Source organism: Shewanella sp. SG41-4 (assembly GCF_014164505.1).
Lineage (GTDB): Bacteria > Pseudomonadota > Gammaproteobacteria > Enterobacterales > Shewanellaceae > Shewanella.
This window is the reverse complement of record NZ_JACJFI010000742.1, coordinates 1-587: the sequence shown is the minus strand read 5'-3', so window position 1 is coordinate 587 and position 587 is coordinate 1. Positions and strand designations below refer to the sequence as shown.

At 44.8% G+C, this 587-nt stretch carries 1 protein-coding gene; it reads left to right on the top strand.

Annotation, left to right across the window (positions count from 1 at the left end; translation table 11 throughout):
- Positions 1–587 (top strand): IS66 family transposase (gene tnpC, locus H5202_RS23625; protein WP_182774147.1); only part of this gene is annotated, 587 nt, incomplete at both ends.

The following is a 587-nucleotide window of genomic DNA, read 5'->3' as shown; positions in this document are numbered from 1 at the left end:
GTAAATAAGAGCAAGGCTAAAACAGGCAGAAAACCATTACCTGAAGCGCTTGAGCGTGAAGTTTATCTGCACGAACTCAGTGCCCCTTGTTGTGAATGTTGCCAAACACCCCTTCATGAATGCGGAAAAGAAGTCAGCGAAGAGCTCAAAATCATTCCACAGAAAGTCAGCGTTATCCGTCATGAGCGTACCAAATACACGTGTCGTCAATGTGAAAAAACACACGTCAGCAATAAAGTCATTACGGCTCCTAAGCCTGCGAGCATGCTGCCTAAAAGCATGGGCAGTGCTGAAACGTTTGCCGCTATTGTCACCGCTAAATACGTGGATGCATTACCACTGTATCGCCAGGTTGATATTTTAAATCGCTCAGGAATTGATATAAGCAGAGGCACGCTAGCAAATTGGTGTGTACAGCTAGGTGATAAAGTCCAAGTCATTATCGATGCAATGAAGGATAAGCTCCTGAGCGAAAAACTCATTTGTGCCGATGAAACAACGGTACAAGTCCTTCGAGAAGAAGACAGAAAAGCCGAAACTAAGTCGTACATGTGGGTTTACCGCAGTGGTGAATTTGCAGAAAACCC